The organism is Solibacillus sp. FSL K6-4121 (assembly GCF_038002585.1).
Classification (GTDB): domain Bacteria; phylum Bacillota; class Bacilli; order Bacillales_A; family Planococcaceae; genus Solibacillus; species Solibacillus faecavium.
In genome coordinates this window covers 1,266,017-1,290,198 of record NZ_JBBOCS010000002.1, presented here as the reverse complement: position 1 = coordinate 1,290,198, position 24,182 = coordinate 1,266,017, and the positions used below count along the sequence as shown (strand labels likewise).

General features: G+C 36.4%; 23 protein-coding genes, 1 other RNA gene and 2 other annotated features (1 of these 26 cut by a window edge). Of the genes, 20 read left to right on the top strand and 4 right to left on the bottom strand.

Translation table 11 applies throughout. The features are described 5' to 3' along the window. Nucleotides 1-18 precede the first annotated feature (18 nt). From phoU to MHH95_RS16130, 5 genes are all read left to right on the top strand, one after another. Entirely contained in the window at nt 19-672 is a 654-nt protein-coding gene (gene phoU / locus MHH95_RS16150) for a phosphate signaling complex protein PhoU (RefSeq protein WP_340728786.1), read from the top strand. 103 nt (nt 673-775) lie between these two features. Then, nucleotides 776-1,273, top strand: a complete 498-nt coding sequence (locus MHH95_RS16145; protein WP_340728464.1) for a sigma-70 family RNA polymerase sigma factor — start codon at nt 776-778, stop codon at nt 1,271-1,273. Further along, nucleotides 1,266-2,489: a hypothetical protein gene (locus tag MHH95_RS16140; protein ID WP_340728463.1), complete on the top strand. Its 1,224-nt coding sequence runs from the start codon at nt 1,266-1,268 to the stop codon at nt 2,487-2,489. Before MHH95_RS16145 ends, MHH95_RS16140 begins: the two co-directional genes overlap by 8 nt. 85 nt (nt 2,490-2,574) lie before the next feature. Further along, nucleotides 2,575-3,003, top strand: a complete 429-nt coding sequence (locus MHH95_RS16135; protein WP_340728462.1) for a GatB/YqeY domain-containing protein — start codon at nt 2,575-2,577, stop codon at nt 3,001-3,003. A gap of 116 nt (nt 3,004-3,119) precedes the next feature. Further along, nucleotides 3,120-3,683 (top strand): NUDIX hydrolase, encoded by a 564-nt coding sequence (locus MHH95_RS16130; RefSeq protein WP_340728461.1) that lies wholly within the window; start codon nt 3,120-3,122, stop codon nt 3,681-3,683. A 58-nt stretch (nt 3,684-3,741) separates the two neighbouring features. Here the strand turns inward: MHH95_RS16130 and MHH95_RS16125 are convergent, their stop codons facing one another. Beyond that, nucleotides 3,742-4,575, bottom strand: coding sequence for a hypothetical protein (locus tag MHH95_RS16125; protein WP_340728460.1), 834 nt, complete (start codon nt 4,573-4,575; stop codon nt 3,742-3,744). Between the two features lie 252 nt (nt 4,576-4,827). On the opposite strand from MHH95_RS16125, the gene MHH95_RS16120 reads away from it, so the two are divergent. The 3 genes from MHH95_RS16120 (at nt 4,828) to MHH95_RS16110 (ending at nt 7,343) form a co-directional block, all read left to right on the top strand. After that, a complete protein-coding gene (locus MHH95_RS16120; protein WP_191700240.1) occupies nt 4,828-5,049 on the top strand; it encodes a phosphate-starvation-inducible protein PsiE in 222 nt (73 codons plus the stop codon). Between the two features lie 176 nt (nt 5,050-5,225). Beyond that, the gene (locus MHH95_RS16115; protein WP_340728459.1) at nt 5,226-6,011 is read left to right on the top strand and encodes a vWA domain-containing protein; all 786 of its coding nucleotides are present in this window, start codon (nt 5,226-5,228) and stop codon (nt 6,009-6,011) included. Between the two features lie 132 nt (nt 6,012-6,143). After that, nucleotides 6,144-7,343 carry an iron-containing alcohol dehydrogenase gene (locus MHH95_RS16110; RefSeq protein ID WP_340728458.1) on the top strand — a complete coding sequence of 400 codons (1,200 nt, stop codon included), beginning with the start codon at nt 6,144-6,146 and terminating at the stop codon, nt 7,341-7,343. 57 nt (nt 7,344-7,400) lie between these two features. On the opposite strand, the gene MHH95_RS16105 is transcribed toward MHH95_RS16110, so the two are convergent. Next, on the bottom strand, nt 7,401-9,005 hold the full coding sequence (locus MHH95_RS16105; RefSeq protein WP_340728457.1) for an N-acetylmuramoyl-L-alanine amidase: 1,605 nt from the start codon (nt 9,003-9,005) through the stop codon (nt 7,401-7,403). A gap of 155 nt (nt 9,006-9,160) precedes the next feature. After that, nucleotides 9,161-9,395: a binding site (T-box leader), on the top strand. Between the two features lie 85 nt (nt 9,396-9,480). On the opposite strand from MHH95_RS16105, the gene hisS reads away from it, so the two are divergent. The 4 genes from hisS (at nt 9,481) to MHH95_RS16085 (ending at nt 13,831) form a co-directional block, all read left to right on the top strand. Beyond that, a complete protein-coding gene (hisS, locus tag MHH95_RS16100) occupies nt 9,481-10,749 on the top strand; it encodes a histidine--tRNA ligase (RefSeq protein ID WP_340728456.1) in 1,269 nt (422 codons plus the stop codon). Nucleotides 10,750-10,763: 14 nt separating this feature from the next. Then, nucleotides 10,764-12,530: an aspartate--tRNA ligase gene (gene aspS / locus MHH95_RS16095; RefSeq protein ID WP_340728455.1), complete on the top strand. Its 1,767-nt coding sequence runs from the start codon at nt 10,764-10,766 to the stop codon at nt 12,528-12,530. 147 nt (nt 12,531-12,677) lie between these two features. Then, a non-coding RNA gene (ssrS, locus tag MHH95_RS16090) (6S RNA) lies at nt 12,678-12,877 on the top strand. Nucleotides 12,878-13,069: 192 nt separating this feature from the next. Then, nucleotides 13,070-13,831 carry a tRNA threonylcarbamoyladenosine dehydratase gene (locus tag MHH95_RS16085; protein ID WP_340728454.1) on the top strand — a complete coding sequence of 254 codons (762 nt, stop codon included), beginning with the start codon at nt 13,070-13,072 and terminating at the stop codon, nt 13,829-13,831. Between the two features lie 58 nt (nt 13,832-13,889). Here MHH95_RS16085 and MHH95_RS16080 read toward each other — a convergent pair whose 3' ends face one another. Beyond that, a complete protein-coding gene (locus tag MHH95_RS16080; RefSeq protein WP_340728453.1) occupies nt 13,890-15,347 on the bottom strand; it encodes a methyl-accepting chemotaxis protein in 1,458 nt (485 codons plus the stop codon). A 174-nt stretch (nt 15,348-15,521) separates the two neighbouring features. On the opposite strand from MHH95_RS16080, the gene MHH95_RS16075 reads away from it, so the two are divergent. Beyond that, complete coding sequence (locus MHH95_RS16075) at nt 15,522-15,926, top strand: aminopeptidase (protein WP_340728452.1); 405 nt, start codon at nt 15,522-15,524, stop codon at nt 15,924-15,926. Between the two features lie 147 nt (nt 15,927-16,073). Next, on the top strand, nt 16,074-16,568 hold the full coding sequence (locus MHH95_RS16070) for a GTPase (protein WP_340728450.1): 495 nt from the start codon (nt 16,074-16,076) through the stop codon (nt 16,566-16,568). Nucleotides 16,569-16,620: 52 nt separating this feature from the next. On the opposite strand, the gene MHH95_RS16065 is transcribed toward MHH95_RS16070, so the two are convergent. Continuing rightward, nucleotides 16,621-17,913: a replication-associated recombination protein A gene (locus tag MHH95_RS16065; RefSeq protein WP_340728448.1), complete on the bottom strand. Its 1,293-nt coding sequence runs from the start codon at nt 17,911-17,913 to the stop codon at nt 16,621-16,623. A gap of 131 nt (nt 17,914-18,044) precedes the next feature. Between MHH95_RS16065 and cymR the strand changes: the two genes are divergently transcribed. The 6 genes from cymR to MHH95_RS16035 all read left to right on the top strand — a co-directional run bounded on the left by cymR (nt 18,045) and on the right by MHH95_RS16035 (nt 23,948). Further along, nucleotides 18,045-18,464 (top strand): cysteine metabolism transcriptional regulator CymR, encoded by a 420-nt coding sequence (gene cymR / locus MHH95_RS16060; RefSeq protein WP_191700229.1) that lies wholly within the window; start codon nt 18,045-18,047, stop codon nt 18,462-18,464. Between the two features lie 24 nt (nt 18,465-18,488). Next, nucleotides 18,489-19,634 (top strand): cysteine desulfurase family protein, encoded by a 1,146-nt coding sequence (locus MHH95_RS16055; RefSeq protein ID WP_340728446.1) that lies wholly within the window; start codon nt 18,489-18,491, stop codon nt 19,632-19,634. A gap of 59 nt (nt 19,635-19,693) precedes the next feature. Next, entirely contained in the window at nt 19,694-20,812 is a 1,119-nt protein-coding gene (mnmA, locus tag MHH95_RS16050; RefSeq protein WP_340728444.1) for a tRNA 2-thiouridine(34) synthase MnmA, read from the top strand. Nucleotides 20,813-20,875: 63 nt separating this feature from the next. Further along, nucleotides 20,876-21,535 (top strand): tetratricopeptide repeat protein, encoded by a 660-nt coding sequence (locus MHH95_RS16045; protein ID WP_340728785.1) that lies wholly within the window; start codon nt 20,876-20,878, stop codon nt 21,533-21,535. 407 nt (nt 21,536-21,942) lie between these two features. After that, nucleotides 21,943-22,584, top strand: coding sequence for an ATPase (locus MHH95_RS16040; protein WP_339213029.1), 642 nt, complete (start codon nt 21,943-21,945; stop codon nt 22,582-22,584). Continuing rightward, nucleotides 22,581-23,948 (top strand): hypothetical protein, encoded by a 1,368-nt coding sequence (locus MHH95_RS16035; RefSeq protein ID WP_340728442.1) that lies wholly within the window; start codon nt 22,581-22,583, stop codon nt 23,946-23,948. The genes MHH95_RS16040 and MHH95_RS16035 overlap by 4 nt, the downstream gene beginning before the upstream one ends. Before the next feature lie 50 nt (nt 23,949-23,998). Continuing rightward, nucleotides 23,999-24,182 (top strand) — a binding site (T-box leader) (it continues 20 nt past the right edge of the window).

The window sequence follows — 24,182 nt, the reverse complement described above, 5'->3', positions numbered from 1 at the left end:
AAGGGGTTTAAAGTGAATATGATACGGGAGCGTTTTGAACATGATTTAATTGCTGTGCAACAGGATTTAATGGAAATTTGCGATTTAAGCATTGATTCATTGCAAACTGCATTTAAAGCTTTTGTGAACAAAGATATCGATTTAGCCCTTCAAGTGATAAAAACAGATCTTAAAATCAATCGGTTAGAAGAAACAATCAATGATCGTGTAATTTTACTCATTGCAAAGCAACAGCCTGTTGCGACTGATTTACGCAGATTAATTGTAGTGATTAAAGCAGCAGCCGATATGGAACGAATAGGAGATCATGCGGTCAATATTGCAAAGGAAACAATTCGAATCGGCAAAGAACCATTTGTATCGAGTATTGAACCAATAGAGGAAATGTTCCATAAATCGATATCGATGTTGCAACAAATTACCGACGCATTTTTGGAAGAAAATACGACAAAAGCTAAAGAAATCGCAAAGCTTGATGACGAGGTTGACGAGTTGACCGGCAATACAATCAGCAATTTAATGAAACTAACGGTTTCCAATGAGCAAGTGGCCCAAATAACGAGCCTATCCTATGTATGCCGTTGTATTGAACGCTCAGCAGATCACGCAACAAATATTGCAGAGCATTTATTCTATCTCTTAAAAGGCAAGCACTATGAATTGAATAACTAATTTTAAAGTATAAGGAGATAAAAACTCCTTATACTTTTTTTGTTTTTTGAAACGTCAACTATTTGGCAATCGTTTACAATGTTAGAAAGGGGGCGGGCGTAAAATGAATGAGAATATCGAGCGAATTGTAGATGATTACAGTACGCATTTATTGCGAATCGCCTATTTTTATACTAAAAACCGTCATGCAGCAGAGGATATCGTGCAGGATGTTTTCATTAAATTTTTGCAATCCGACTATTCAGAGCAAGGCCAACTCCGTGCTTATTTAACAAAAATGACGGTGAATCGCAGCAAAGATTATTTAAAAAGCTGGGCGTATAGAAAAATACAATTTGAAACGAAATGGTGGATGAAAACTTCTGACCATGATCATATCGTACAACAAGAAGAGCGCTCTAACATTGGTGCCGCCATTTTAAAGCTACCACTAAAATACCGGGAACCGCTTATTTTGTATTACTATGAAGAAATGTCGGTCCTACAAGTTGCAGATTTATTACAAATTAACGAAAACACAGTAAAAACTAGATTAAAGCGTGGGCGGGAACAGTTACGACCTGTACTTGAAGGGGAATGGGAGGTACTACGTCATGAATGATTTTAAAAAAGCGTTAATTAAAGTTGCAGGAGATTTATCCGAAAGTGAAAAGGCTGTGAAAAATGCAGTGCTATATAAAAAAAGCAAAAAGAAATACAGTAAAATCATCATTATCCCGGCTTTTCTCGTTGTACTTTTCTTCACAGTAGCCCTTTTGCTAGTTCCAAATGAAGTTGAACAAAGACAAGCGGACAATATGTTTTACAATGATTATTTATACGATTATTTTGTTGCCATAGAAATGATGACTACTTCCGAGGATGAAATAACACAGTTTCATAAAGAAGCAGCATTTACTAAATATATTAGAATAATTGGTGTAGAGCAATTGGCAAAAGGTTATCAGGTAGAGGTTTCAAAACAGGAAATGTCGGAGAGAAAAATTCTATCTGATCAGATAATGAATAAACAGCAGCTCCAGCAAGTTTTATCTAAAGTAAATTTAACATTTGAACAATATGAACAATATGTGCGACCTAAGTTAATCAAAAATTATGTTTTGGTAGAGAAGTTAAATAAAATTTGGCTAAAGGAAAATCCGTCCATGTTTTCTGAATTTGCTGCGGGCTATACGGAACAGTTAGCGAAACGTTATTTGCAGGAACACTTTGAGGAACAATATTTTGCAATTCAAAAAAGGTACAATGTCACTGATGAAAACAGAATGAGTGTGCCTAAGTCAGGCGTAATTGCTGCGATTGAAGGCAATATGTTGTTTTTTATTCAAAATAGTACATTTGAAGAACTACAAGTTTTGTCTGAAGAGGAAAAGTTCCGTTTAGAAGAGGGGAAAATTAAATCCTGGATTGTAAATATAGATGAAATTCCTGTCGAAATTGGAGATTATGTAAAAGTTTCAATTGGTGGAGTAGGCTGGATTGATGGGGAAAATACAGCGAATGCTATGAGTGAAGGGTTGGAAGTAATTTTACCGGTGGAAGAGTCGAGTACCATCCCGAAAATAAAATTAGAACAAATAGCCGGTGCACAGTGGAATGAGCTTTTAAACGGTGTATCGTGGGAATCCCAAGATTTTGTTCATAACTTTTCTAAACCAATGTTCATTCTCGAGGAAGGTGAAAAAAAATATACTATTTTCAAAAATGATTACAAGAATTTATTAATCGTACCTTATGGTGAAGCAAAAATCGCAAAAGTTACTCAAGGGAGAACCGAAAAAATAGAAGAGTTTATTCAGCCATACCTAGCTAAATAATTCATGTATTACTTGGATACATGTTACAATAAAGGCAATACGAATAAGCGGAATTTTGCTTATAAATTTAAAGGAGTTTGACAACATGTTAAAAACAATTGTATTTGATCAATTAAAACAAGCGATGAAAAATAAGGACACATTGGCTAAAGGTGTTTTAACACTCGTAAAATCTGCATTGGATTCAGCCGAAAAAGAAAAAGGTTCTGAATTAACACCGCTAGAGGAAACGGCAATTATTAACCGTGAGATTAAACAGACGAATCAGTCACTAGACGGAGCAAAGCAAGCGGACCGTGCAGACCTAATCGAAAAAGAAGAAGCAAAATTAGTGATTTTAAAAAGCTTCTTACCAAAACAATTATCAGAAGATGAAATTGTTGCAGAACTTCAGGCAGCCGGTATTGTATCAGGTATGAATATGGGGGATGCAATGAAAATTGCGAAGCCTTTATTGGACGGTAAAGCAGATGGCGCAACAATTTCAAAAGTTGTTAAATCACTGATTTCTTAATTTAAAAATATAGGTTGGAGTGTCTGAAATTTTATTTTAGGCGCTCCTTTTCACTATGTTTTTATATTTTCATCCCTTACAATATAGAAAAGGGAAATTAATAGGGGGAAACCATTTTGAATTTACATGACCAAATACAATTATATGTACCTTTTAATGAACAGGAAGAAACCGATAAGGATATTATGTTGCGTGCGATGGTTACGTTATCGGATGTACTCACACGAAATAATGAAGTGTTGCATTTTACTGCTTCCGCCTTTGTATTTAATCCTGCCCGTACACATGTTTTAATGGTTTATCATAATATTTATAATTCATGGGGATGGACTGGCGGTCATGCAGATGGGGATCCGAATTTATTTCATGTAGCAAAAAAGGAACTCATGGAAGAAGCGGGCCTTACGGAAGTAAATCCTCTTCAAGAAGAAATGATTTCCCTGGATATATTGCCGGTAATTGGACATATGAAAAATGGAAAATATGTGGCAGCGCATTTACATTTTAATGCAACCTATGTATTTGAAGTGTCTGATGAAGCAACTCTCCAATCAAAACCCGATGAAAACAGTGCTGTAGGATGGATTGCCATCGATGAAGTTGCTCAAAAATGTTCTGAGCAGCATATGATACCTATTTATGAAAAGATAATTGAAAAAGTAAAGAAAATAGAAGGTTAAATTTTAAAGATGAGTTGATTGGTCATTCAATCAACTCATCTTTTTTAATACCGGAACTCTAAATTAAATCAACAGGTCTTGTTCTTATAAATTCTTGAAATCTGCGAACTTCACGGTAAGGTAGGAGCCGCTGTTGATTTCGAAAATCCTCTACATCCATCTGGAAAGGCTCAATTCGTCCCTTTTGCAAATAGATGAGACGCTGAAAGGGATTAATCGCAATTGCTTTCGAATATTTTCCGAACAAAGTCAAATTATGACCCTTCATAAAATAAAGATTTAAAATTGCACGATTATGAGCAATGGCGTGCGGTGTATCACATCGATACCAAACATCTTTAAAGGTTATCCCTAGCAAAACAGCATACTCTATATCTTCATCAATTGGAACTTCAATATAACCTGTATGATGATTGTTTATTAATTTGTAAATTGCTATCGTGGGATCGAAGGCATTCAATTCATAATATATGAGTGGAATAGGTGTTGATTTACTGCGATCTCTTACCATTAAGTTTGATGGGGGACGTTTTGAACATAAAAATAAATTATTTTTCGCATAATAGGAAATATCTTTCCCAATCACTTGTTGATGCTGCGAATTTTCATAAACAACGGCATAATATTGATCATAGAATTTAATGACACGATATAATTCGTTGTCATAGTTTGTTGAGTAGATGTATGAGAGACAATCTTCCATTGTCTCAAAGCCTTCGTAAAATGAATAACTTTTATAAATGGATAATAACCATTCCCGGCATAGGCTATCTTCAGTTACAAAGCCATACGTATCATCTGAAATGGCCCGGGAAGTTGCCAGTTTTCCGTTAAATGGTCGTAAAAAACGGATGGATAATAACTGTTTTACTAAACGAATTTCGTAATCCATTTGAGGAATATTTGGTAGCAAATCAATCTTCCTTTCATCAAGCCAAAGCCGATTAATAGAAATACCTATTTTATAGGTAAAAGTAATTATAGCATATGTATAAATATCATTAGGAATAAATTGCCTATGTATTGTTTGCTGTAAAATTACTAAAAATGTCTGAATGGCTCTATGATTTTGAAATAAATACACAAAATTAAACAAGCATATGCTAAAATAACGTTGTATAAACAAAAGGGAGGCTGTTTTTAAATGGCAAAAAAAGTGAAAGAATATACAATTAATCCTGATCGTGTGGAAGAAGCATTATTAATTCAAAACCGTATGCTTCTTGAATTATTAGTTCAAGTGTTAGATGAGCAATTAGTAATTGAGCGTCCAATTTTGCATGAACGATTAGCTAACTTAGTTGAGCTTTCAAATCATGATCGCGAGTTAAAAGATACATTACACGGTTTAACTCAAAAATTATAATTACATACTTTATGTATGGCGCGGCATCCTCAATTATGGATGTCGTTTTTTTATGGACATGGGCTGTTCACACAACCAAAAATTTGTTGGACTTTGTCAGTTTGAATTACTACTTTTTCATTTTGTTTTTCGCTATACTATCGATATTGATTTGAAAACAGATGGAGGAGTTTCGCATGACAAAAGAACATAGGCCTATTTTAACCGATGAAATTCTTCATTTTTTATATCGTAATGCATCTTTTCAAGCTTTGGAAGAAGAGCAGCAACAAATACTTTTCGCTAAATTTAAAAACGAACCATTATTTAAAGAAGTAATTGAAATATCCATCGCGCTTGAAGAAATGATTGAAGAAGTAGAGGCAACAATGCCCAAAATACAGGATAAAGACTTTTTATTCTCACAAGAACAGCAAAAACTACTATTAAAAAATCGAACAGTGTCCCGTGGTAATGTCTTGTTTGTACCGTTTGAGGAACTTGAAAAAATTTATTCACCTATGATTGTGATGATCCAGCAATCTGATTCAATGAGTGAATATGAAGCGTTTAGTAAAGGTACCATTATGCCCCTGTTTAATCTTTGTGCTTTGCAAAAGAGAGATTTAATCATTCTTCCGTTCAGTCATACAACTGCTGAACCTCTTTTGTTTAATAATGGAGCTCTGGATGTTTCGTTATTTGAACGCTTTTTATACAAACACTTAAATGGAACTGCACAAATCGTCCCTGCTTTAGAAAAGGTACTAGAACTATTCACAAAAGACAGTATCAATAATCAACGTGATTTAATGATTATAACAGACAATCAATTTAATGATTTCCAACCTTTCATTGAAACTGATTTCACGGAGCGCTTACACGAACTGTCTGTAGATATTTCTGTTATAGCAATGAGTGAAGCTGATTTTGAAGTACAGCCTATACCATTTGCAGATAAAGTATTTTTTGCAAATGAATAAGTATTGAAATGACGAATCCGAAAAGGGTTCGTTTTTTTATTTGGGAATTTTTGTGAAAATCAAGGAATTTCCAGCAGAAATGCGGAATATTAAATGGAGGGATACATAAATAGAGAGAAATGGAGTGTTACGATGTATACAGCTTATTGTAGAACATTTCAAAGTTCGATGCGTATGGGTATGAAGCTGATGAACTGGAGAAAGCCTGATTTACTGCAAGGCGAAAACAGTATATTAAAATTACCGGTACTTATCCAGAAGTTAAATTTGAAGACTGTCCTGATTATTACAGATGAAGGGATTAATAAGCTCCAATTGATGGATTCATTATTAGAAGAAATGAATGAGCAAAATATTGAATTCGTCATCTACAGTAAAACTGTGCCTAATCCGACATTCACTAATATTGAGGAAGCATTGGCACTTTATTATCTACATGATTGTGAGGGAATTATTGCCTTTGGAGGGGGGTCGCCGATGGATTGTGCAAAAGCGGTCGCGGCTCGTATCGCACAACCTACAAAGTCTATTCCTGATTTGAAAGGCTTATTTAAAGTAAGAAAAGAAATGCCACCATTTTTTGCTGTTCCTACAACGGCCGGTACCGGAAGTGAAGGAACGATTGCAGCGGTTGTTTCAAATAGTGATACACATGAAAAGTTTGCTATTATGGATCCTGTACTTATACCGCATTATGCCGTTCTGGATCCCGTTTTAACGGTTAATTTACCGCCACATATTACTTCTACAACAGGGATGGATGCCTTAACACATGCTGTAGAAGCCTATATAGGGAAAAGTAATACAGCGGAAACGAGAAAATATGCCCGTGAAGCTGTTATTCTTATTTTTAAATATTTGGTAAGGGCATATGAAGATGGTTCAGATATGAAAGCGCGCGCGGAAATGCAACGCGCCTCCTATTTAGCAGGGTTAGCATTTACTCGTGCCTATGTTGGCTATGTTCATGCAATTGCACATACGTTAGGTGGTTTTTATCAAATTCCCCACGGCTTTGCAAATGCTGTAATTTTACCGCACGTCCTTCGATTTTACGGAGAAAGTGCAACAAAGCCCTTAGCCGAACTTGCCAATATTGTAGGGATCGGGACCATTAACGATAATGATGAAAGAAAAGCCCAGCTATTTATTGAAGAGATAGAAGCATTAAATCGGAAAATGAATATACCTTCAAAAATAAAGGGGATTATCAATAGGGATGTTCCTGTAATGGTCGAGCGTGCTATACAGGAGGCGAACCCTTTGTATCCTGTACCACGAATTTTAAATGAAGATGAATTGTTTTATTTGTATCAAACAATTCAGGAATAATTAAAAAATAGCTGTGTTAAAGTCACTAGGACTTATAACACAGCTATTTTTAATTTTTTACAGTTCAAGCTGGGCATCAAAGTAGTTGAGTAAACCTTGATAAATTCCCAGTGTTGCTTGCTCCCGGTAGTAATCTGTCGTGATTGCACGTTCTTCGGATGGATTACTTAAATAGCCCAGCTCCAATAAAATAGCATTCTGACGGTTTTCACGCAGCACTAAGTAATCACCAAATCGTGCTCCACGGTCTTTTAGATCAACTTTGGATGCGAGTCCTGCATGTACATATTCGGCAAGCTCCTGCTGATAGCTATTCGTATAATAAGTCGTAAAACCACTAACTGAACTATCTTCAATAGCATCATAGTGAATGCTGATAAATGCATCGGCATTTGTCTGGTGTGATACAGCAACACGTTTTCGCAAGTCGACAAACACATCCGACTCACGTGTCATTACAACATTTGCACCAGCAGCCTGAAGCTTAGACCTGAGCAATTCTGTTGTCATAATGTTAATATCTTTTTCATCTGTTCCGCGAACACCTGTAGTTCCGCGATCATTTCCGCCGTGCCCAGCATCCAGTACTATTGTTACGCCTTTTAGAGTCCCTTTTTTCCGATCTTCCGATTGATTTTCATGGTTTTGAGAAGTTTGACCTGTTGCATTGTTGTTCTCAGTTACAACCCAGTTTGCAACGTAGGCTGTTCTTTCATCATTTAATGCGATTTTATACCAATCGCCTTCGTTGTCTATAATCGGATATGTATTACCGGCATCTGCACGAGTCACAACATTTGAAGATGTTGATGCAGATTCACGTAGATTTGTCCCGTTATAAATTACAGTGACAAAGTTATTTGTTTGTTCTTTTTTTGAAGATTGTTCAGACTTCAGCTGTTTTGTAAATGTTCCATAAAAGCTATAAATCCAACCTTTAGCGCCTTTTTTATATTCAATTTCAACCCAGTTATGATCACGGCTAATTACTTTGAATTGCTGACCGTTTGTTGCAACCCCAAGTTTTTTTGCGGTTAGATCAGGCTTTTTTCGAATATTTACAGCATTTACATTGATGGTGAATGTATTTGGATCAAATTGCTGAGGTGTTACATTCGACTCTTCATTGTTATTTGAAGGAGTAGAGGGTGTTTCCAATATTGTTTCTTCTTTAATCGTCACATATTTTTCGAATACCCAACCAACCAGGTCTCCATTTTGAATTTGAATCCAATCTTGTTCTTGATGTAAAAACTTACTTTCTGTCCCCGAAGAAAGCTTTGTTAATACCGGAGAAGATAATGATGGACCAGCTCGAAGATTTAAATCATTTACTTGAGCAATAACAGTTTTTTCGGATTTGGCAGCAGATCTATTGTCGGCCGATTTGACAAGCCATGCTGCAACCCAACCTTCCATCTCACCATATTTGACATGTTGCCAATCTCCTTCTTTCTTTATCGACAGCAGCTCTGTTCCTTCTTTTAATGTTTCAAGCACAGGATAGGAAAGACCAGGACCTTCACGCAAATATAATTTTTCTGCTTTTACAAATAATTGCTCGCCATTTGCCGCCACTTGGCTAGTGGAAAAATTATACGGAAAAATGCTTGTAAATAGTATTAAAAGTGATAGACCTATTAATATTTTTCTTTTATTCATAGCTTCCTCCTTTTAGTGGGATTTGTAATTTTACAATACTTTCACATATATCCTCTATTATAAAAGGAAATATGACAAAAAATATAGCGTTTTATTGAAAATGGTTGACAACTTGTCATGACATCATTAAGATTAGTGTTAATTTAACAAAAGTAACATTGCCAATGACCAAAAAAGTAGCGGTTGCCAATGCTGAAAAGAGAGGGAGAGACTTAGGCTGTAATCTTTCCTACAGTAAGTAACATGTGAACAACAGTTGAGAGGCGTTTCCTCGAAAAATTTTTTCTAGTAGGGGAAGACGGAATCGGCCGTTATCCGAATACGAGAGGATGTAGCAATACATCAATTAGGGTGGAACCGCGGAAGAGTATACAAGCTTTCGTCCCTTGCATTTTTGCAAGGGGCGGGAGCTTTTTTTATTTTCTCTTTGTTCAGCTCGCGAACTGTTTGGTCAACTAAGAAAGGAGTGCTTTTAATGAATTTTAAAGTACCTAAAGGGACACAGGATATTTTACCGGGTCAATCAGAAAAATGGCAGTATGTAGAGCGTGTCATTCGAGATTTATGTGATAAATATCGTTATAACGAAATTCGTACACCGATGTTTGAAGCGACAGAATTATTTCAACGTGGTGTAGGCGATACAACAGATATCGTACAAAAAGAAATGTACACGTTTACGGACAAAGGAGATCGCTCGTTAACATTACGTCCAGAAGGAACAGCTTCGGCGGTACGTGCATATGTCGAGCACAAAATGTTTGGACAAGTAGATCAACCGGTCAAGCTATACTATACAGGTCCAATGTTCCGTTATGAACGTCAACAAGCAGGGCGCTATCGCCAGTTCGTACAGTTTGGTGTTGAAGCAATCGGCTCAGCTGATCCGGCAATAGATGCAGAGGTAATGGCACTTGCGATGGATGTGTATACAACACTTGGTTTGAAAGATTTAAAATTAGTTATTAATTCATTAGGTGATAAAGATACACGTGATGCACACCGTAGTGCATTAATCGCGCATTTCACACCGGTTATTGGAGAGCTTTGCAGCGATTGTCAAAGCCGTCTAGAGAAAAATCCTTTACGCATTTTAGATTGTAAAGTAGATGCAAAACACCCGGCAATGGCAACTGCACCGGCTTTAACAAATTATTTAACAGATTCATCAGCGGAGTACTTTACAAAAGTAAAACAATATTTAGATGTATTGGGTATTTCGTATGAAGTGGATCCAAACTTAGTACGTGGTCTTGATTATTACAACCATACTGCGTTTGAAATTATGATTACAGGTGACGGTTTTGGGTCAATTACGACACTTTGCGGTGGTGGTCGCTATAACGGTTTAGTTGAAGATATCGGTGGTCCGGAATCACCTGGTATTGGATTTGCACTTTCAATTGAACGTTTATTATTAGCGCTTGAAGCAAAGAATATTGAACTTCCAACGGAAAATGATCTGGAAATGTATGTAGTGGCGATGGGGGAAGAGGCAAAACTAAAAGCAGTTGAGCTTGTAAGTTCATTCCGTGCTAAAGGCATTTCAGCAGATATGGATTATTTAGATCGTAAAATGAAGGCACAAATGAAAGCAGCGGACCGTGCCAAAGCAAAATTTGTTATTGTGCTAGGTGAGACTGAGATAGAAGAGCAAGTAGTAAATGTAAAAACAATGGCAACTGGTGATCAAACAAAAGTTGAATTTGGTCAGCTAGTACAATACGTTTTAGAAAACAAATAGGTGGAGGAATAACAATGGCACAAAGAACACATGCATGTGGCTTAGTAACAGCTGCAGAAGCAGGGCAGGAAGTTGTTTTAAAAGGATGGGTACAAAAACGACGTGATTTAGGCGGATTAATTTTCGTGGATATGCGTGACCGTGAAGGCATCGTACAAGTAGTTTTCGGTGATCAGGCAAAGGATGCATTGGAAATAGCGGAAAAAATCCGTAATGAATATGTAATCGAAGTAAAAGGGAATGTTGTTTTACGTGATGCTTCCCAAGTAAATAAAAATATGCAAACAGGTGAAATTGAAGTGGTAGCTTCTGAGTTAACAATTATTAATGAAGCAAAAAACCCTCCTTTCGCCATTGATAACAATGTAGAAGTTTCGGAAGAGTTACGTTTAAAATACCGCTATTTAGATTTACGTCGTCCAGTAATGTATGACACATTCAAAATGCGTTCAGATGTAACACGTACGATTCGTAACTTCCTACAAAATGAAGGCTTCCTTGAAGTGGAGACACCAATCTTAACAAAATCAACTCCAGAAGGTGCACGTGATTACTTAGTGCCATCTCGTGTGCATGATGGTGAATTTTATGCGTTACCACAATCACCTCAGCTATTTAAACAGCTACTTATGGTAGGTGGTTTTGAAAAGTACTTCCAAATTGCTCGCTGCTTCCGTGATGAAGATTTACGTGCAGACCGTCAACCAGAGTTTACACAAGTTGACATCGAAACTTCATTCTTATCGATGGATGAAATTATCGAAATGAACGAACGTTTGTTAACTCAAGTTATGAAAGATGTTAAGGGAATTGATGTTGTAACTCCATTCGCGCGTATGAGCTATAAAGAGGCAATGGATCGTTTCGGTTCAGATAAGCCAGACGTACGTTTTGGACTAGAATTAAAACAGCTTTCTGACATTGTAAAAAATTCTGCATTCGGTGTATTTGCAAATGCTGTAGCAAATGGCGGGGAAGTTAAAGCGATTAATGTAAAAGGCGCAGCTACTAATTACTCTCGTAAAGACATTGATGCATTAGGCGAATTTGCAGGTCGTTATGGAGCAAAAGGTTTAGCTTGGTTAAAAGTAACTGAAGAAGGCTTAAATGGTCCTATCGCGAAATTCTTTGAAGGCGAAGCGGCAAACGGCATTATCTCTGCAACAGAAGCAGAAGCTGGCGACTTATTATTATTCGTTGCAGACAAATCTTCTGTAGTAGCAGATGCACTAGGCGCACTACGTTTAAAACTAGGAAAAGAATTAGGATTAATCGATGAGTCGAAATTTGAATTCTTATGGATAGTTGATTGGCCATTATTCGAATACGATGAGGCGGAAGGTCGCTATTATGCAGCACACCATCCATTCACGCGTCCATTCGATGAAGATTTAGAGTTAATGAATACAAACCCTAAAGAAGTTCGTGCACAAGCATACGATATCGTATTAAATGGTTATGAGCTTGGTGGTGGTTCATTACGTATTTATGAGCCAGATTTACAAGCAAAAATGTTCGAACTACTAGGCTTCTCTGAAGAAGAGGCGCGCGCTCAATTCGGTTTCCTACTGGAAGCGTTTGATTACGGTGTTCCTCCACATGGTGGCTTAGCAATGGGACTTGACCGTTTAGTAATGCTGCTTGCAGGCCGTACTAACTTACGTGATACAATTGCATTCCCTAAAACGGCAACGGCAAGCTGTTTATTAACAGAGGCACCATCACAAGTTTCAGATGCACAGCTTGAAGAGTTAAGTCTTCGAGTAGCTTTAAAAAAATAAAAATAGGACTCGGCAGTTTGAAAAGGACTTTCAAGCTGTCGAGTTTTTCTAAATATTTCAATTAATATAGTACATTTTTAATATTTTACTTAAAAAATGACATTTTAATTGAATTATCAGAAATTAGGTGTTAATATTTGTTTAACACGAATCCTAAAGTGTTCGTCGCTAAATTTGTTACTTAACACTTTTGACCGAACATTAAATCGTTGGGAGCTACTTATTACCGTAGCCGCAAACATGCCCCATTGGAGCGGGACGTTTAAAGCTACGACTAGTGCACCCCCTTGCTATTCATGCGGGATCAAAACGATGTTTTTTAGCAAGACGGCACATTTGGGATTCGTATTTAATTTATCTACTCTTCGACTAATAAGTTGGAAGGGTATTTTTTTGTTGAAAAAGTCTCGATCTTATTTATCAAGAATGTAAATTAAAACAACCTCAACACTATTACACTTTTAATATGTTGCTTGCATATAAGAATTGTTGTCGTTATAATGCCTAGTAGAATGATAAAGATTGAGGGGTAAAATTAGATGTTACATCAATTTTCACGAAATGAGCTAGCTATTGGTACAGAAGGTTTACAAAAATTAAAAGATACAACAGTCGCAATTTTAGGTGTAGGAGGGGTTGGCTCTTTTGCAGCTGAAGCGTGTGCACGGAGTGGGATTGGCCGAATTATTTTAGTCGACAAAGATAATGTTGATATAACAAATGTAAACCGTCAATTAGTTGCGTATTTATCAACAGTAGGGAAGTCCAAATCGGCTGTTATGAAAGAACGTATCGCAGATATTAACCCGGAATGCGAAGTTATTGATATGCATATGTTCTACACGGAAGAAACGTATGAAGAGTTTTTTGCTCAGGGGATTGATTATGTTATTGATGCATCGGACACTGTCATGTACAAAATTCATATTATGAAAGAATGTTTAAAACGTGATATTCCAATTATCTCGAGTATGGGTGCAGCTAATAAGATGGACCCAACACGTTTCAAAATTGCTGATATTTCGAAAACACATACAGACCCGCTTGCAAAAGTAATTCGTACTAAGCTCCGTAAAGAGGGGATCAAAAAGGGTATAACTGTCGTATTTTCAGATGAATCACCAATTGTTGTGCGTCCGGATGTCGCGCAATATGTAGGCAAGCCGGAAGCAGAAATTCGTAAAGCAAAATTACCACCTTCTTCAAATGCATTCGTACCTTCTGTTGCTGGATTAATTTCAGCAAGCTGGGTGATTAATACCATTTTGAAAGATGTGGAAATTAACCGCGTTCAAGGGTAATATAAGGAAAAGGCAGTGATGAAGTCAATTTGACTTTTCATCACTGCCTTTTTCGTTCTTAGTGAATTATTTTTAATGCTTGTTGATAAGTTTCTTCAATATTTTTTGTTACATCAGTTTGGTCTTTAGTAATTTTCTCTAAGACGTTGCATAGTTGATCGATGGAGCTTGTACTTTGCTCGATTATTGCAGCAAATTCGTTTGTCGCAACTTGTACTGATTCCCCATTCTTTTCGATCGATTTTACGCTCGTTGAAAACTGGGTTAAATTCAATTGTAAATTATTCATAGCTTTAAATAAATTTGTAAAAGTATTATTCGAGCTTTCAACCATGTGCACTTGTATTTCTACATGATTTAAGCCATGCGTTAATCGATCAAGCGCAAGTTTATTATATGAATTGACTTGTGCTAAATTTTCATCAATCTTTAGTACCGTATCATCTGTCAAGCTTGCCAATTTACGAATTTCTTGGGCAACTACCGCAAACCCTTTTCCATGTTCCCCTGCACGTGCAGCTTCTATTGAGGCATTTAACGCCAATAAGTTTGTTTGTTCAGTAATTTTATGAATTGAATAAGCGAACTGATTTGTTTCATTTATTTTATCTGATAAAGACATAAAAGTTGTATTGAGTTCATTGAAAAATGCAGTAAACTGATCAATTTCCTGTTTGAGCTTTGTCATGGAATTAACTCCCTCTACTGCACTCACACTTCCATCTTCCGCTTCAGTAACAATCTTGTTGAGCTCGGAAACGATGGAATGTAGCTCTCTATGCGTTAAATCTGTACTTTCAACAATAGATTGCACGTGGTCGGATTGTTTATGTGCCCCGATGCTCACTTCTTTTAGTGATGCCAACATTTGTTGATGTGCAGCACTTGATTGATTAGTGCTGTCAGTTATAAGCTCAAGTTTTGAAGTGATACCTTGAACGGAAGATTCCAGACGCTGATGCAGTTGTTCTTCGTGAACAGCACGCTCGTTCGCCTGAGTCATATAGTTTTCAATATTATTGAACATTTTTTTGTTTTGTCGCACTTGTAGAAGAATAGCGACAAACATTAAGGTTTGAACTACAAAAACATTTGCAGGATCAACGGCAAAACCACCAGTATCCATAGTGAAATTAAATATCAAACCAAGAGTAGAGGCAATATATCCCGCGCACAGAACTTTTATCCGATTGTGGACACTACTTAAAATTAGTACAAAAACACTTAAAATAATTGTGGCTAATGTTACTTTATTGGTAATGATTGTACCGTACACAGTCAAGACTGAAGCGATAATAACGACATATGGAAAATATGGATGCAATGCAACTATTTTTCTTTGAATAAAGTAACATATAAGTGTAATTGTCAAAGGGATAATTAACGATAAGGCGACTCCAATGGGACGATCAATAAAAAGTTGTGCAATGCTGCCTAAGAAAGCAGCCATGCCATAGACAATCATTAAAATGGTGTTTTTTTCATGTAAATCTTTTGCATATAATTGATGAATCATACAATCACCTTTCCATAAAATGTCGTTATTTTGTAACATATTACATGCTTTTATTAATTTATACAGTATTTTCCTCACAATGTCACGTCTTTTTGAATCGTTATTCATTAATACTTTTAGGGTATTATTATTGTGATAAAATAATGAGAAGATGGGTGAAAGGGGGCTAACACAATGCCAATTCAACAATTGGAGTACCGCGGGCTTAATCTATACGATGTGGTGGGAACAGTGGAGGTTGCGATTGACGCCGATTTGAAGCAGATTCATATTTATGATACGCAACATATTGTAGAACCCGAGTATGATTTCTTATCGAAAAGTTACATATTAAGTGAAGGGTTTTGGAAGATGGCAAAAATCATAAAAGAAAAACAACTTTTTCTTGAAAATGATGAAAGTAACTTGAATTTGTGGATTACACCTTTTAAATGGGTTTTTTATAGTTCAAATCAAACAATTAAAGTATTTGAAGAAGGAAAGATGAAAATACAACCTATATCATCATGTGCAGAAGATATGCTATTGTATGAAAAGTACTTTTCCCGTTTGAAGGATGAATCTTTGGGTGGCAAATGACATAATATTCTATTAAAGGGGTTAATTATGGCAAAATTATGGCAGGATTTGCGTTAATTCTTCGTTTTTGCCGTATAATACCTTTTTTTTGTTATAGTTAAGGTACGTATTGATTATAATGCATGGGGATGCAAGGAGGACATTAGAATGACAATCGAAATGAAGAATGAATTGCTAAACTTACCGAGTTTACAATTAAAAATGGATAATATCGTTTTTGATAATATTGATACAAAGCCAAACTGGTCTAAGGCATATGAGCAGCTTGATGAATTATTACAGAAGGTAGCTTTCAATTTTAATAATTATATTGAAAAAAATAATGGAGAAATGCCATCATCAACAACTTATTGGACATTATATATGGACATTACTTCAAAACTTCTCTATTTTACTGGTTTAGCTCATTCGAATTTAATCGCAGAAGATGATGTGGACGCACGCGCACATGTTATTGAGCTTTATCATATTAGCGCAGGCTGTATTCCAAATGCACTTTTAGAAAATAACGAAGAATTGATTTCCGAAATTAAAAAGAGTATCCAACAATTAAATGGTCAACAAAAGGTAGATTTGCAAGTTGCTGAAAATTTAGAAAACTGCATGGAGAAATTCTATACTTTTACAAAGACCTACCAATAAAACAACTTAAGAAGAGCCATTTTCACTTAAACTGAAAATGGCTCTTTTTAAATTAACTCTTCGTATTATTGCGAAATGATTTTAATTTTTCATATATGGCAGCCATTCTTTTTTCTTCCCCTGCAATAACAGGTTGATAAAATTCTGTTCCGACTAGTTCATCCGGCAAGTATTGCTGTTGAACCCAGCCGCCAAATGTACCAATCGGGGAGTCGTGCGGGTATTTGTATCCGACATGGCCAAGCGTAGCCGCACCCGCGTAATGTGCATCCTTAAGATGGTTTGGTATGGCGCCTGTCTTGCCATCATGTATTGTAGCGATTGCTTTATCAAGTGCTTTATATGCTGAATTTGATTTGTCGGAAAGGCACATTTCCACTACAGCTGTTGCTAGTGGAATACGGGCTTCAGGTAAACCGAGCTTCACCGCTGCCTCAGTGGCAGCCTGTACATGTGCACCTACGCTTGGATTTGCTAGGCCGATATCTTCATATGCCATGACGAGGAGTCGTCGGCATACTGCAATTAAATCTCCACTTTCTAATAAGTGGGCCAAATAGTATAATGCTGCATTTGGATCACTACCTCGCACGGACTTTTGAAGGGCTGATAATAAATTATAGAAATTTGAGCCACCTTTATCACCAAAAACCCCAATGCGTTTAGCGAGCGCTTCTATCGCATTATCATTTAAGCTTGTTACGCCATCAACTTCATCTGATGCATAATATACAGATTCAAGCAATGTTAAAGCTTTTCTCGCATCACCGTTAGAAGCATTTGCAATATTCTCGATTTGTGTATTTGTTGCTTCTATTGTTTCATTCCCTAACCCACGTTCTTTATCTTCCAGTGCCATGTGAAGTAATTGTTTCACATCTTCTATAGTAAGCCGTTCCAGCTGAAGTATCTCCCCGCATCTTGAGCGAATGGCAGGGTTGACATCGTGAAATGGGTTTTCAGTTGTTGCACCAATAAGGACAATTGAGCCGTTTTCAACATGCGGCAACAATGTATCCTGCTGTAGTTTGTTGAAGCGGTGAATTTCGTCCAGAAACAAAATAACCTTTCCGCTCATTCGTGCGTCCATCACAACTTGTTCAATATCTTTTTTCCCGGCATGAGTTGCATTTAAAGCGAAAAACGGTAGCTTAGTACTACCGGCAATAGCATTTGCTATAGAAGTTTTTCCTACTCCTGGAGGACCATAAAGCAGCATAGACGGAATATGGTCTTTTTCAATCATTTTAAAAAGTGGAGTATGTGGACCAATAATATTTTGTTGTCCGACAATTTCCCGAATGGTGCGAGGTCTCATTTTATAGGCGAGCGGTTCGTTCTGCACAATTGTTCGCTCCTTTACTTTTTTATAGAACTTAAACTTTATATCATTTATAATAAAGTATTTCCGAGTGGTTTAAAAGGAGTTATGGTATAATAGACGTTATAAATGGACTAGAAAATAGAGGTGTAACAATGAAAATTTCAACAAAAGGTCGTTACGGTTTAACAATAATGATAGAACTTGCTAAACAATATGGAGGAGGACCGATTCCATTGCGCCAAATTGCAGCAGACAAAGAGTTATCTGAAGCATACTTGGAGCAGTTAGTATCACCACTCCGTAATGCAGGACTTGTAAAAAGTGTTCGTGGCGCTTACGGCGGTTATATGCTGGCACATAAGCCAAACGAAATTTCAGCTGCAGATGTTATTCGTGTATTGGAAGGTCCGATCCAACCGGTCGAAGGAATTGAAAATGAAGAGGCTCCCCAACGTGAATTATGGATGCGCATCCGGGATGCTGTAAAAAATGTATTGGACACAACTACAATAGAAGATTTAGCGAAATATACAAATAATGAAGTAACTGATGGCTATATGTTTTACATTTAGTTTTATTTAAAGGAGTTAGTTAGTTTGAAAAATACAATTTACCTCGATCATGCAGCCACATCACCAGTAGCACCGGAAGTTATTGACGTGATGGCCCGTGCAATGGCGGAGGAAAGTGGAAATGCATCAAGTATTCATGCAGTAGGACGACGTGCGCGTAAAGCATTGGATGAGGCAAGAACAAGCTTGGCGCAAAAAATAAATGCAAAACCTTCGGAAATAATTTTCACAAGTGGGGGTACAGAAGCCGATAATATGGCAATTTTCGGTACTGCCTATGCCCGCCAAGATGAAGGCAAGCATATTATTACGACTCAAATCGAACACCACGCCGTTTTACATGCATGTGAAAAGCTTGAAAAAGAAGGCTTTACAGTGACTTATTTACCTGTCGATCGCACAGGTCGAGTAAGTGCAGATCAAGTAAAGGCTGCTTTACGTGAAGATACGATATTGGTAACGATTATGTATGGCAACAATGAAGTTGGTACGATTCAGCCAATCGCTGAAATTGGAGAGGTTTTAAAAAACCATATAGCAACATTCCATACTGATGCAGTCCAAGCTTTTGGCTTAGAAAAGTTGGATGTCGAAGCACTCCATATCGATTTATTAAGTGTTTCTTCACATAAAATAAACGGTCCAAAAGGCATCGGTTTTTTATATGCAAAAACAGGTGTGAAAATTTCGAGTATACTGTATGGTGGCTCCCAAGAGAAGAAGCGTCGTGCAGGAACTGAAAATGTACCTGCTGTTGTTGCGTTTGCAAAAGCAGCGGATATAGTGGAAGAAGAGCTTCAGCAACGCAAAGAAAAATATAATGGTTTTAAAAATATTTTAATTGAACAGTTCCGGGAGGCAAATATCGATTTCCATATAAATGGTCATCAAACAGACGTGTTGGCACATGTGTTTAACGTGACATTCCCAGGGACAGATGTAGAGTCATTTTTAATTAACCTGGATATGGCTGGAGTACTTGTATCGAGTGGTTCGGCATGTACAGCAGGTTCGATTGATCCTTCTCATGTACTAGTGGCAATGTTTGGACAAGATGCGCCTGAGCTTCGTAGTTCCATTCGTTTCAGTTTTGGGTTAGGATTAACAGATGAGTTAGTGCGAGAAGCAGGGAAGCGTACTGCTGAAATTGTGAAACGACTAACTTCGTAAATATATAAGGAAGACTTCGCGCCTTTTACGCGATTTGTCTAAGAAAAGGTGAATAGTAAATGGTAGAAACAAGAGATCCATCTCAAATCAGAGTTGTAGTCGGTATGAGTGGTGGAGTAGATTCATCAGTTGCCGCTTATTTATTAAAGCAGCAAGGCTATGATGTAATCGGTATTTTTATGAAAAACTGGGATGATACAGATGAATTTGGTGTATGTACTGCAACAGAAGATTATGATGATGTAATCGCAGTATGTAACCAAATCGGCATTCCATATTATGCGGTCAATTTTGAAAAACAATATTGGGACAAAGTATTTACGTACTTCCTGGAGGAATATAAAGCAGGTCGTACACCAAATCCGGATGTTATGTGTAATAAAGAAATTAAATTTAAAGCCTTCCTAGAGCATGCACTGGCACTTGGCGCGGATTATTTAGCGACAGGCCACTATGCACGTGTAGCACATGACGAAAACGGTGTGAAAATGCTTCGAGGCATTGATAATAATAAAGATCAAACGTATTTCCTGAATCAGTTAACTTCAGAACAACTTGAAAAGGTTATGTTCCCAATCGGACATTTACCGAAGCCTGAAGTTCGTAAAATTGCGGAAGAAGCAGGTTTAGCTACAGCGAAGAAAAAAGATTCAACAGGGATCTGTTTCATCGGTGAACGTAATTTTAAAGAATTTTTAAGCCAATACCTTCCTGCACAGCCAGGCAATATGGAAACATTTGATGGTGAAGTAAAAGGTACACACGATGGTTTAATGTACTATACATTAGGTCAACGTCACGGCCTTGGAATCGGCGGAGACGGCGAACCTTGGTTTGTTGTAGGTAAAGATTTAACACGCAATGTATTATATGTTGGCCAAGGCTTCCATCACGATGCACTGTATTCCGATGCATTGACTGCCGTAAAAATGAGTTTTACAGGGGAAGCAAAAACGGGCACATTTAACTGCACGGCTAAATTCCGCTATCGTCAGGAAGACTCACCGGTAACAGTAACAATGCGTGAAGACGGTACAGCTTATATTGAATTTGCCGAGCCGGTTCGAGCGATCACACCAGGACAAGCTGTTGTTCTGTATGATGGCGAAGAGTGCCTAGGTGGCGGTACAATCGATGGCGTGTTTAAAAATAGCGAAAAGTTAACATATGTAGGGTAATTTACGGTAGACGTTCATAATAATTGAGCGTCTATACTTTTGTTTTGAGGTGGAATAATGGATATAAACTATAATGAAATTGGAATTAAAGCATTCCAGGAGAAGCGTTATGAAGAAGCTGCACAAGCTTTTACCGAAGCAATTGAATCAAATCCAAATGATGCAATCGGTTATGTGAATTTTGGTACACTCCTTGCAGCTATGGGAGATATCGAAAGATCAGAGCGATTTTTCCAAAAAGCGATAACGGTTGATGAAAAAGCGGCCACGGCATATTATGGCTTAGCAAATCTATATTATGAAGCAGAGCGTTATACGGAAGCTGCAAAACTGTATCAAAAGTCGATTGATTTTGGTATTGAAGGAGCAGATGCGTATTATATGTTGGCGAAATCTTTTGAGCGTGAACAGCAATTTAAGTTGGCATTGCCTTTCATGCAACGTGCTGCTGAGCTTGCCCCAAATGATCTGCAAATTCGTTTATCATATGGTATTTTACTATGTTCCTTAGAAATGTTTGACTTTGCAAAACCTGAACTGGAATATGTAATTGAAGAAGATTGGAATAATGCCGATGCACACTATAATTTGGGTGTATTATATGCAGTTTCAACAACAGATACAGACAAAGCAAAATATCATTTAAAACAAGCGTATACATTACAGCCTGAATTCGACCAAGCAAAATATTTATATGATATGATTTGCCAACGTTCAAACTAATCATATTTAGTTTTATATAAAGTATAAGGAAGCGGAGTTGGGACATAAGTAGAAATTTCTTTGTAAAAAGGAAATACACTTATTAAGAAATTGATACTATATGAATTGATTGGAGTGAAGGGGCGACTCCTGGGGGAACAGCGAAATTTATTTTGCGACGAGTAACCGCAGGAGCACCGACGCCTGAGACTACAGGCTCAGGCCGTGCCCCCGGAAAGCGTCCCCGTAACGGAAATCAATTATGGCAGAAGCAGAAAAACATCTATTTTTTCTTTAAAAAAATAGATGTTTTTCATTTTGTCCAAGGCTCTTTTTTTGACTTTATAATGATAAATAAATGAAATATATACTAATAATACATATATGATATGATGAATTAAACTGACAATTTGAGGTGGGGATTTGACATGCAGGCTAAAATAGATAAAGCAGATTGTATGTTTTTAATTTCTGATGAGAAGTTGTATGAATTTCAACAATTAATAGATGAACTTGATTTATTTACACTAATCCTTCCGTTTGTTGAAGAATCCTATCAACGATCTGTTTCTATATTGGATATTTGGTATTTAATATCAAATGAAGAGATTAACCGTATATCCAATCCTGAAAATACGATGATATATGCTTATCGGAATTCTTTATTGGAAATTATTAAAAACTTTCAAATAAAACGCTATGTTCAGCTAGCTCTTTATGAAAATACGAAATTAGCATTTATATGTGCAATACATATTTATAATACATTAGATAGTTTTATTAATGAAAAAATGGCATTAAATGAAGAGGTATTACAAAATTTTAATCAATTAAAAAGATACAGCCATAAAAGTTTAAGACCTTTTTATGATACAAAATATATTGAATATGAAAATTATCCAAAACAATTAGCTACGTTGCAAAGTAATGTAGTAACGCAATTGCAGGAAATTAAACAACAATTCGATATACCATTGGCTTGGACATTAGAGCAGGCAATTGATGAGGCTAGTAAAATGTATGAAGCTGTATTCGGATTGATCAATGATTGGGGTGGTCGTGTGCCATGATTATATCAAACCAAGTAGAACATTTAAGAAGTCTGTATAGAGAACTGAACTATTTTGAAGTAATTCACTTTGGCACGATAACATTACCGATTTCACTTGAAGAAAAACGTTATGATGAGGCGCTTATTTGTTATGAGTATTTAGCTTCAGCTTATTATGAAACAGGTAAATATGAGAAATTCCTCGTCGTTATGAATGACTATGAAAAGCTATGTTTAACATATGGAAAAGATGAAAATAAAATGTTTTTTTACTATTTATACAGTCTTTTACAAGTAGTTGTTAAAAACTTTGATGAATCAATTGATGCGACCAAAAAATCAATTAAATATGCGTATTATTTAAACTCCTATGAGCTAATTTCTATTAATTATTATAATTTTGCTGCCCAATTAGTCCATATAAACCAATTTGAGAAAGCAAGAATAGCGATTAGTCTAGCGGAGTTTTATAAAAATAAGATTCCGAAACAAGATTTAACAATTGCTAAAGGTTATATAGGTGCGCTCTATTATTTTGCTACAATAGCAGATAATGAGGGGTATCAAAATGTGAAGCAGGAATTTGTAGAACTTTTAAAGAACAAACACAGTTTATATAACGCCAAGATTTTATTTGCTGATGCAATTTTAGCATTCAATATGGGGAAAAAAGAGAAAAGCACTTTATTATTTGAACAGGCTTACATTGAATTCAAAAATCAGCAAAATATTATGTTTTTAATAACGGTGGATTACCATATTAAAACCTTTAAACTGTATGATACATTTCAATATACAAATGAGCTGCGTGAAATCATTGAAAATTCTAACCGTGAACCATTGGACGCAAATAATGTAAAAAGTTTGTTATCTGATTTATTTATTGATGAGGATGTTTCCGCCCTTTCTATAAAGTATCCGAAGGTCATTTCAAAAGAATTAATCGTACAACATGTTGAACAGGCACTTCAAAATAATGAATCATTGTATTGTATTCATTGGTGCTTCATAACAACGGAAATTGAAAGCTTATTTGGTGATAAATTCGTTGAACATTTGCTGTTTACAATGTTTGAAACAATTTATCATTTCATTTTTAAACATGATGCAGAAGTAAATGTCCTTTCAAAGAATGAAGGGGAAGCTTTTATAAAAGATATATCCGAACCGAAATTTTTTGAACTGTTAATGGAATTGGAAGAAAAGCTTCAATCTTCAGTTGTACATTCTACAATGGGCATCATGGAAATTCCTGTACATTTCGGATTTATTCATTCAAACCAATTACCTAAAGATCAGGCTTCGTATGAACAATTGGCCGCTTATGCTGATGCCAATCTATATTATGCAAAGTCACATGGTCAATTATATATTTATAATTAATTCGAAATAGTTTGAAAAAAATATCGTTAAGCATTACAATATAACGTATAGTAAAAGCGATGATGAAAAAAGAGTAGTAAAGTTTTGTTTTCCAGAGAGCTAACGGTCGGTGGAAGTTAGTAAACGCACTTTATGAATGGAATTTCTAGCTGCACGAAGGAAATGTCGTGCCGTAGCTCTCACGTTACGAGATTTGAGTGGACTAAATACTTTTTAGTCAATAAAGGTGGCACC

What these genes read in the sequence shown, in the direction of transcription:
- phoU (WP_340728786.1), top strand. Translation starts at nt 19, where the DNA reads ATGATACGGGAGCGTTTTGAACATGATTTAATTGCTGTGCAACAGGAT.
- MHH95_RS16145 (WP_340728464.1), top strand. Translation starts at nt 776, where the DNA reads ATGAATGAGAATATCGAGCGAATTGTAGATGATTACAGTACGCATTTA.
- MHH95_RS16140 (WP_340728463.1), top strand. Translation starts at nt 1,266, where the DNA reads ATGAATGATTTTAAAAAAGCGTTAATTAAAGTTGCAGGAGATTTATCC.
- MHH95_RS16135 (WP_340728462.1), top strand. Translation starts at nt 2,575, where the DNA reads ATGTTAAAAACAATTGTATTTGATCAATTAAAACAAGCGATGAAAAAT.
- MHH95_RS16125 (WP_340728460.1), bottom strand. Translation starts at nt 4,575, where the DNA reads ATGGATTACGAAATTCGTTTAGTAAAACAGTTATTATCCATCCGTTTT.
- MHH95_RS16120 (WP_191700240.1), top strand. Translation starts at nt 4,828, where the DNA reads ATGGCAAAAAAAGTGAAAGAATATACAATTAATCCTGATCGTGTGGAA.
- MHH95_RS16115 (WP_340728459.1), top strand. Translation starts at nt 5,226, where the DNA reads ATGACAAAAGAACATAGGCCTATTTTAACCGATGAAATTCTTCATTTT.
- MHH95_RS16110 (WP_340728458.1), top strand. Translation starts at nt 6,144, where the DNA reads ATGTATACAGCTTATTGTAGAACATTTCAAAGTTCGATGCGTATGGGT.
- MHH95_RS16105 (WP_340728457.1), bottom strand. Translation starts at nt 9,005, where the DNA reads ATGAATAAAAGAAAAATATTAATAGGTCTATCACTTTTAATACTATTT.
- hisS (WP_340728456.1), top strand. Translation starts at nt 9,481, where the DNA reads ATGAATTTTAAAGTACCTAAAGGGACACAGGATATTTTACCGGGTCAA.
- aspS (WP_340728455.1), top strand. Translation starts at nt 10,764, where the DNA reads ATGGCACAAAGAACACATGCATGTGGCTTAGTAACAGCTGCAGAAGCA.
- MHH95_RS16085 (WP_340728454.1), top strand. Translation starts at nt 13,070, where the DNA reads ATGTTACATCAATTTTCACGAAATGAGCTAGCTATTGGTACAGAAGGT.
- MHH95_RS16080 (WP_340728453.1), bottom strand. Translation starts at nt 15,347, where the DNA reads ATGATTCATCAATTATATGCAAAAGATTTACATGAAAAAAACACCATT.
- MHH95_RS16075 (WP_340728452.1), top strand. Translation starts at nt 15,522, where the DNA reads ATGCCAATTCAACAATTGGAGTACCGCGGGCTTAATCTATACGATGTG.
- MHH95_RS16070 (WP_340728450.1), top strand. Translation starts at nt 16,074, where the DNA reads ATGACAATCGAAATGAAGAATGAATTGCTAAACTTACCGAGTTTACAA.
- cymR (WP_191700229.1), top strand. Translation starts at nt 18,045, where the DNA reads ATGAAAATTTCAACAAAAGGTCGTTACGGTTTAACAATAATGATAGAA.
- mnmA (WP_340728444.1), top strand. Translation starts at nt 19,694, where the DNA reads ATGGTAGAAACAAGAGATCCATCTCAAATCAGAGTTGTAGTCGGTATG.
- MHH95_RS16040 (WP_339213029.1), top strand. Translation starts at nt 21,943, where the DNA reads ATGCAGGCTAAAATAGATAAAGCAGATTGTATGTTTTTAATTTCTGAT.
- MHH95_RS16035 (WP_340728442.1), top strand. Translation starts at nt 22,581, where the DNA reads ATGATTATATCAAACCAAGTAGAACATTTAAGAAGTCTGTATAGAGAA.